Raw genomic sequence first — 8,250 nt, 5'->3', positions numbered from 1 at the left:
GACGCGATGGACTTCATCGCCGGCTACACCGTGGCCAACGACTACGCGATCCGCGACTACCTGGAGAACTGGTACCGCCCCAACCTGCGCGTGAAGAACCGCGACACCTGCACGCCCATCGGCCCCTGGCTGGTGGACGCGGCGGACCTGCCCGACCCCATGAACCTCGCGCTGCGGACCACGGTGAACGGCACCGTCACCCAAAGCGGCAACACCCGCGACATGGTGTTCGACGTGCCCACGCTGATCGAGTACTTCACGTCCTTCATGACCCTGCAGCCCGGGGACCTGATCCTCACCGGCACGCCCGACGGCGTGGTCGACTGCCAGCCCGGCGACGTGGTGATCACGTCCATCGAGGGCGTTGGCGAACTGCACAACACCATCACCGCCCCCACGCTTCCCTAGGCCAGCCCCCATGACCATTCAGCATCTCATCAACGGCAAGGCCGTCACCAGCGCCGCCACCTTCGAGACCATCAACCCCGCCACGCAGGAAGCCCTGGCCGAGGTCGCCGCCGGCGGCGAGGCCGAGGTCAACGCCGCCGTGCAGGCCGCCAAGGACGCCTTCCCCGCCTGGGCGGGCCGTCCAGCCACCGAGCGCGCGGCCATCATGCGCAAGCTGGGCGAGCTCATCGCCAGGCACGTGCCCGAGCTCTCGCGCACCGAAACCGACGACACCGGCCAGGTGATCTCGCAGACGGGCAAGCAGCTGGTGCCGCGCGCGGCCGACAACTTCAGCTACTTCGCCGAGATGTGCACGCGCGTGGACGGCCACACCTACCCCACGCCCACGCACCTGAACTACACCCTGTTCCATCCGGTGGGCGTGTGCGCGCTCATCAGCCCCTGGAACGTGCCCTTCATGACGGCCACCTGGAAGACCGCGCCTTGCCTGGCCTTCGGCAACACGGCCGTGCTGAAGATGAGCGAACTGAGCCCGCTCACCGCCGCCCGCCTGGGCGAACTGGCCCTGGAGGCGGGTGTGCCGGCGGGTGTGCTCAACATCGTGCACGGCTACGGCAAGGACGCCGGCGAGCCGCTGTGCTCGCACCCCGACGTGCGCGCCATCAGCTTCACCGGCTCCACGGCCACGGGCAACCGCATCGTGCAGAGCGCGGGCCTGAAGAAGTTCAGCATGGAGCTGGGCGGCAAGAGCCCCTTCGTGGTCTTCGAGGACGCCGACCTGGACCGCGCCCTGGACGCCGCCGTGTTCATGATCTTCAGCAACAACGGCGAGCGCTGCACCGCGGGCAGCCGCATCCTGGTGCAGCAGAGCATCTACGCCGACTTCGCGCAGAAGTTCGCCGAGCGCGCGAAGAAGATCGTGGTGGGCGACCCGCAGGACGACAAGACCATCATCGGCCCCATGATCAGCAAGGCCCACCTGGCCAAGGTCAAGAGCTACATCGAACTGGGCCCGAAGGAGGGCGCCACGCTGCTGTGCGGCGGCCTGGACCGCCCAAGCTACGCGCCCGAACTGCCGGGCCGCGTGAAGGCCGGCAACTATGTTTGGCCCACGGTGTTCGCCGACGTGGACAACCGCATGAAGATCGCGCAGGACGAGATCTTCGGCCCGGTGGCCTGCCTGATCCCGTTCAAGGACGAGGCGCACGCCATCGAGCTGGCCAACGACATCCAGTACGGCCTGTCCAGCTACGTCTGGACCGAGAACCTCGGCAAGGCGCACCGCGTGGCGGCGGCCATCGAGGCCGGCATGTGCTTCGTCAACTCGCAGAACGTGCGCGACCTGCGCCAGCCCTTCGGCGGCACCAAGGCCTCGGGCACCGGCCGCGAGGGCGGCACCTGGAGCTACGAGGTGTTCCTGGAGCCCAAGAACGTCGCGGTGTCGCTGGGTTCGCACCACATTCCCCACTGGGGCATCTGAGATGGCGCGCGCGGTTGCCGCGCGCGCACACGGCACAAGGAGACAGCCATGGGCAAGTTAGCACTGGTCGCCAAGATCACCCACGTTCCCTCCATCGTCCTCAGCGAGATCGATGAAGGCCCGCGCAAGGGCACGCGCCAGGACGCGATCGACGGCCTGAAGGCGATCGGCCAGCGCTGCCGCGACATGGGCGTCGACACCTTCATCGTGTTCGACACCCACTGGCTGGTGAACGCCAGCTACCACATCAACTGCGCCAAACACTGGCAAGGCAACTACACCAGCAACGAGCTGCCGCACTTCATCAGCAACATGCCCTACGCCATCCCCGGCAACCCGGCGCTGGGCAAGCTGCTGGCCAAGGTGGCCAACGAGTGGAAGGTGGACACGCTCGCGCACGACGGCACCACGCTGGCGCCCGAGTACGGCACCCTGGTGCCCATGCGCTACATGAACCCCGACCAGCACTTCAAGGCGGTGTCGGTGTCGGCCCTGTGCATGGCCCACTACCTCAACGACAGCGCGCGCCTGGGCTGGGCCCTGCGCCGCGCCATCGAGGACGAGTACGACGGCACCGTCGCCATCCTCGCCAGCGGCTCGCTCAGCCACCGCTTCGCGCAGAACGGCCTGGCGCCGGAGTACGCCTTCAAGCTCTGGAGCCCCTTCCTGGAAACCATGGACCACGAGGTGGTGCGCATGTGGCAGAGCGGCGAATGGAAAGCCTTCTGCGAGATGCTGCCGGAGTACGCGGTCAAGGGCCACGGCGAGGGCTTCATGCACGACACCGCCATGATGCTGGGCGCGCTGGGCTGGAGCGAGTACGACGGGCATGGCGAGGTCATCACGCCGTACTTCGGCGCCTCGGGCACGGGCCAGATCAACATCGTCTTCCCGGTCACGCCGGTCACGGGCAAGGCCATTCCGCAGCCCCAGGCCTCCTCGGCCCAGGGCTTCCAGGCCGTCTCGCGGCTCTGAGGGGCGACGCCATGCCCCACCTCGTCATCCTCTACAGCGGCAACCTCGATCGACCCGAGGCCGAGGGCGGCACCGACATGCGCGCGCTGTGCCGCGCCCTGGCCGACGCCATGCTCACCATCCACGACGAAGGCGGCCGCCAGGTCTTTCCCACGGGCGGCACGCGCGTGCTGGCCTTCCCGGCCGCGCACTGGGCCATCGCCGACGGCGGCGACGCGGGCGAGGCCGCCGGCATGGGCCGCGACTACGCCTTCGTCTACCTCAACCTGCGCATGGGCCGCGGGCGCAGCGCCGCCGTGCAGAAGCGCTCGGGCGGCGCGCTCGAGGCCGTGGCGCGCCAGCACTTCGCCGACCAGCTGAGCCGCCGGCCCATCGGCATCACCGTGCAGGTCGACGAAGGCCCCGAGGTCTTCGACGCCAAGATCAGCTCCCTGCATCCCCTCTTCACGCCCCTGCGATCGACCTGACCATGCTCGACGACGCCACCCTCCAGCAACTCGCCGCCGAACTCGACGAGTCCGCGCGCACGCGCACGCCGCTGCGCCACTTCTCGCAGCGCTTTCCCAGCATGACCATCGACGACGGCTACCGCGTGGGCCGTGCCTGGGTGGCGCTGCAGCGCGGGCGCGGCGACCCGGTCATCGGCCACAAGATCGGCCTGACCAGCCGCGCCATGCAGATCTCCAGCCAGATCGACGAGCCCGACTTCGGCACCCTGCTGGGCTCCATGAAGCTGGTGGCGCGGGCGGGCGAGGAGCTGGAGATCCCGGTGAACCGCTTCCTGTCGCCGCGCGTGGAAGTGGAGCTGGCCTTCGTGCTCAAGCGCGCGCTCTCGGGCCCGGTGACAGTGGAGCAGGTGCTGGCCGCCACCGAGTACGTGACGCCCGCCATCGAGATCATCGACGCGCGCATCGAGCAGTTCGACCGCGACACCAAGAAGCCGCGCAAGGTCTTCGACACCATCAGCGACAACGCGGCCAACGCCGCCATCGTCATCGGCGAGGGCGATGCCCGCTACCGCGCGGACCCGCTGAGCACCGACCTGCCCTGGTGCGGCGCCGCGCTCAAGCTCAATGGCGCGGTGGAAGAGACCGGCCTGGCCGCCGGCGTGCAGGGCCACCCGGCCATCGGCATCGCCTGGCTGTCGGAAAAGCTCGCGCCCTGGGGCGAGACCCTGCAGCCCGGGCAGATCGTGCTCGCTGGCTCCTTCACGCGCCCCGTGCCGGCCAAGGCCGGCGACCGCTTCGAGGCCGACTACGGCCCGCTGGGCGTGTTGCGCTTCCGCTTCGTCTGATTTTTTTGCCATGCAAACCCCCACCAACGTTTTCAAGCAGGCCCTGGCCGAGGGCCGCGCGCAGATCGGCCTGTGGGCCGCGCTGGCCAGCGCCTACAGCACCGAACTCATCGCCGGCACGGGGTACGACTGGCTGCTGCTCGACGGCGAACACGCGCCCAACGACGTGCGCAGCACGCTGGCCCAGCTGCAGGCCGTGGCCAGCGCCCAGCACGGCTTCGGTGACCAGCGCTCGCACCCGGTGGTGCGGGTGCCCGTGGGCACCGGCGATGTGGGCACCGCGCTCATCAAGCAGTACCTGGACATCGGCGCGCAGACCCTGCTGGTGCCCATGATCGACACGCCCGAGCAGGCCGCCCAGGTGGTGGCCGCCACGCGCTACGCGCCCCAGGGCGTGCGCGGCATGGGCAGCGCCTTGGCGCGCGCCTCGCGCTGGCAGGCGCACGCGCGCTACGTGCACGAGGCCGATGAACAGGTCTGCGTGCTGGTGCAGGCCGAGACCGTGACGGCCATGAAGCACCTCGACGCCATCGCCGCCACGCCGGGCGTGGACGGCGTCTTCATCGGCCCCGCCGACCTGAGCGCGAGCATGGGCCACCGCGGCAACGCCGGCCACCCCGAGGTGCAGGCCGCCATCGCCGACGGCATCCGCCGCATCCGCGCCGCGGGCAAGGCCCCGGGCATCCTGGCCACCACCGAGGCCGGCGCGCGCCAGTGGCTGGACGCCGGCGCGCTGTTCGTGGCCGTGGGCGCCGACAGCATGCTGCTGGCGTCCGCCGCCGCGCAGCTGCTCGCCCGGTTCAAGGGCCCGGTGGAGCAGGGCCCGAACACCTACTGATCCCCACCCCGAACCACACAGCAGAAGGAGACAAGACATGAACGCCGCCCTGCAAACCAGCACTGTGCTGCCACCCGGCATGCACGCCGACGAGTGGGCCGCGCGCCTGGAGCTCGCCGCCTGCTACCGCGTCTTTGCCATGCTGGGCTGGACGGAGATGATCTACAACCACATCACGCTGCGCCTGCCCGACAGCGTGACCGGGGGCGAGAAGCACTTCCTCATCAACCCCTTCGGCCTGCACTACAGCGAGGTCACGGCGAGCAACCTGGTGAAGATCGACCTGCAGGGCAAGGTGCTCGACGGGTCCACCCACCGCATCAACCCGGCCGGCTTCGTGGTGCACGCGGCCATTCACGACGGCCTGGAAGGCGCGCACTGCGTGATGCACACGCACACCACGGCCGGCGTGTCCGTGGCCTGCCTGAAGGACGGCCTGCAGCAGACCAACTTCTACACCGCGCAGCTGCACGGCCTGGTGGCATACCACGACTTCGAAGGCATCACCATCCACGCCGACGAGGGCCCGCGCCTGCTTCGGAGCATCGGCGACAAGCCTGCGGTGATTCTGCGCAACCACGGCCTGCTGGCCTGGGGCGGCACGCTGCCGCAGACCTTCGCCATCCTCTGGACGCTGCAGCGCGCCTGCGAGATCCAACTCGCCACGTTCAGCATGGGCGGGCCGCAGGCCGCGATCCCGGTGTCCGAGGCCATCGCCGCCAAGTGCACGCGCGACTCCTTCCAGTTCGACCCCAAACACGGCGCCGGCCGCGACGTGTTCGACGCCCTGGTGCGCCAGGTCGACCGCATCGATTCGAGCTACCGGGCATGAGCGACACGATGAACCTGCGCACCGAGATCCGCAGCGTGGCCATTGTCGGTGCCGGCGCCATCGGCGGCTGGCTGGGCACGCGCCTGGCGCGTTCGGGCCGCCCGGTCAGCGCGCTGGCGCGCGGCGACACGCTCGCCGCGCTGCGCGCGCACGGCCTGCGTCTGCAACAAGGCGGCGAGCTGCTGCAGGCGCCGGTGCGCGCGTCCGAGCGGGCCGACGAACTCGGCGCGCACGACCTCGTCATCCTCGCGGTGAAAGCGCCGGCGCTGCCCGGCATCGCGCCCGCCATCGGGCCCTTGATCGGTCCCGGCACGGTGGTGCTCACGGCCATGAACGGCGTGCCCTGGTGGTTCTTCGAAGGCTTCGGCGGCGCCTTGCAAGGCACGCCGCTGCCCGTGGTGGACCCGGGCGGCGCCATGGCGCGCGCCGTGCCCGGCCGCCAGGTGCTGGGCGGGGTGGTGCACGCCAGTTGCTCGCTCGACGCGCCCGGCCTGGTGCGCCACCACTTCGGCAACGGCCTGCTCGTGGGCGAGCCTTCCGGCGAGCCGAGCGCGCGCGCCCAGGCCGTGGTGGCCGCGCTGGGTGAGGCCGGCGTCGAGGCCAAGCTGTCGCCGCAGATCCAGAAAGACATCTGGTACAAGCTCTGGGGCAACATGACGGTCAACCCGGTGAGCGCCATCACCGGCGCCACCACCGACCGCATCCTCGAAGACCCGCAGGTGCGCGGCTTCATCAGCGCGGTGATGCTGGAGGCCAAGGCCATCGGCGCAAGGCTGGGTATCCCCATCGACCAGCAGCCCGAGGACCGCCACGCCGTCACGCTCAAGCTCGGCGCCTTCAAGACCTCCATGCTGCAGGACGTGGAGGCCGGGCGCCCGGTGGAGCTCGACGCCCTGGTGGCCGTGGTGGCCGAACTGGGCCGCCTGACCGAGGTGCCGACCCCCTTCACCGAGGCGCTGCTCGGCTTGGCGCGGCTGCGCGCGCGCACCCTTGGCCTGTACCCGAAAACGGCGTAACGCGCGCCGGCAGGGTTAGTCCGCTGGCGCGGCGGGCGGGCGTGTTTCCAGAATGGGCGCATGCCCGCCATCTGGTCCTTCGATGCCCCCGCGCCCGGCCAGGCCCTGAGCCCGGCCGCGGTCTCGGCCCTGCTCGACTGCGCGAGCGCGCCGCCCAGCGCCGCGCGGCTGCTGCGCGCCATCGACACGGTGGTGCCGGTGGAATACCTCTCGCTCGTCAACTTCCGGCGCGACACGCCCGAGCTGATCGAAGGCAGTTCGCGCCATCCCCCCGAAGGGCAGGGCCGTGACGTGGTGGCCGAGTGCTTCGCCATCTACCGCCGCAGCTACTGGCGCGCCGACGCGGTGATGCGCCTGGCCGACCGCGTGTCGCAGCGCCCGGCGCGCGAGGTGGCGGTGCTGCACTGCCGCGCCGACGAGTTGCCGGTGGCGGGCTGGCGCAACGAGATCTACAAGCGCGAGCGCCTGACCGAGCGCTTCACGCTGCTGCACGCGCCGGCGCGCGGGGCCGTGCAGGCCATCCACCTGTACCGCGACGAGCGCCAGGGCCTGTTCCGGCCCGATGAGATCCAGCGCCTGCTGGGCCTGGCACCGCTGCTGCGGCAGGCGCACCAGGCGGCCCTGAACGCCGACGGCGTGGCGGCGGACCGCGAGGCGCAGCTGGCCTTGTCACAACAGCGCCTGGCGCGGTTGGTGCCGGCGCTGTCGCCGCGCGAAGCCGAGGTGGTGGCGCGCATCGCCCGCGGGCTCAGCGCGGACGGCATCGCGGCCGCGCTGGACGTGGCGCCGTCGACCGTGGTAACGCTGAGAAAGCGGGCCTACGCCAAGCTCGCCGAGGCGGGGCTGCCGGCGGACCGGCTGCGGCTGGCGCGCTGGCTGGGCTGAAAAGGCGCCGCCTGCCAGCGGCGCGGGGTGGGCATCTGCAATCCCCCGTCCATCCCCTTCGAAGGGGACAGGCCGCCCCCCGGCGCCACCTAGCATGGCTTTCCCATCCCCACGAGGAGGAGACAAGGCCATGTGGCTGCGCAACTGCTGGTACGTCATCGCCTGGGACCACGAGATCCCGCCGGCCGATTCCCCCACCCTGTTCACGCGCACCGTGCTTGGCGAGCCAGTGCTGGTCTACCGCACGCAGGCCGGCGAACTGGTCGCCCTGGAGGACCGCTGCTGCCACCGGCACGCGCCGCTGTCGGTGGGCCGGCGTGAAGGCGATTGCGTGCGCTGCGGCTACCACGGCCTCAAGTTCGATCGGATGGGCCAGTGCGTGGAAGCCCCGGGCATCGAGATCATCCCGGCCAAGGCGAAGGTCAAGCGCTACCCGCTGGTGCTGCGCAACAAGTGGGTCTTCGTGTGGATGGGCGACCCCGCGCTGGCCGAGGACGCGCTGCTGCCCGACAACTTCAGCTG

10 protein-coding genes are annotated in these 8,250 nt (G+C 70.5%); all 10 read left to right on the top strand.

What is annotated here, in order from left to right:
- Positions 1–408 (top strand): fumarylacetoacetate hydrolase family protein (locus BGO22_RS16095; RefSeq protein WP_286851723.1); only part of this gene is annotated, 408 nt, incomplete at its 5' end.
- A 10-nt stretch (positions 409–418) separates the two neighbouring features.
- Positions 419–1,888, top strand: coding sequence for a 5-carboxymethyl-2-hydroxymuconate semialdehyde dehydrogenase (hpaE, locus tag BGO22_RS16090; protein WP_070400257.1), 1,470 nt, complete (start codon positions 419–421; stop codon positions 1,886–1,888).
- Between the two features lie 48 nt (positions 1,889–1,936).
- Positions 1,937–2,863 (top strand): 3,4-dihydroxyphenylacetate 2,3-dioxygenase, encoded by a 927-nt coding sequence (gene hpaD, locus BGO22_RS16085; RefSeq protein ID WP_070400258.1) that lies wholly within the window; start codon positions 1,937–1,939, stop codon positions 2,861–2,863.
- An 11-nt stretch (positions 2,864–2,874) separates the two neighbouring features.
- Entirely contained in the window at positions 2,875–3,330 is a 456-nt protein-coding gene (locus BGO22_RS16080; RefSeq protein WP_286851720.1) for a 5-carboxymethyl-2-hydroxymuconate isomerase, read from the top strand.
- 2 nt (positions 3,331–3,332) lie between these two features.
- Entirely contained in the window at positions 3,333–4,157 is an 825-nt protein-coding gene (hpaH, locus tag BGO22_RS16075; RefSeq protein WP_116958890.1) for a 2-oxo-hept-4-ene-1,7-dioate hydratase, read from the top strand.
- Positions 4,158–4,167: 10 nt separating this feature from the next.
- A complete protein-coding gene (locus BGO22_RS16070) occupies positions 4,168–4,995 on the top strand; it encodes an aldolase/citrate lyase family protein (RefSeq protein WP_070400261.1) in 828 nt (275 codons plus the stop codon).
- A 37-nt stretch (positions 4,996–5,032) separates the two neighbouring features.
- Positions 5,033–5,827 (top strand): class II aldolase/adducin family protein, encoded by a 795-nt coding sequence (locus tag BGO22_RS16065; protein ID WP_070400262.1) that lies wholly within the window; start codon positions 5,033–5,035, stop codon positions 5,825–5,827.
- Complete coding sequence (locus tag BGO22_RS16060; RefSeq protein WP_286851718.1) at positions 5,824–6,843, top strand: 2-dehydropantoate 2-reductase; 1,020 nt, start codon at positions 5,824–5,826, stop codon at positions 6,841–6,843. The genes BGO22_RS16065 and BGO22_RS16060 overlap by 4 nt, the downstream gene beginning before the upstream one ends.
- A gap of 60 nt (positions 6,844–6,903) precedes the next feature.
- Complete coding sequence (locus BGO22_RS16055) at positions 6,904–7,728, top strand: helix-turn-helix transcriptional regulator (RefSeq protein WP_286851716.1); 825 nt, start codon at positions 6,904–6,906, stop codon at positions 7,726–7,728.
- Between the two features lie 130 nt (positions 7,729–7,858).
- On the top strand, positions 7,859–8,250 hold a 392-nt coding region (locus BGO22_RS16050), incomplete at its 3' end, for a Rieske 2Fe-2S domain-containing protein (RefSeq protein ID WP_286851714.1).

Source organism: Hydrogenophaga sp. 70-12, from assembly GCF_001897365.1.
Taxonomy (GTDB): Bacteria; Pseudomonadota; Gammaproteobacteria; order Burkholderiales; family Burkholderiaceae_C; genus Hydrogenophaga; species Hydrogenophaga borbori.
This window is presented reverse-complemented; position numbering and strand designations above follow the sequence as displayed.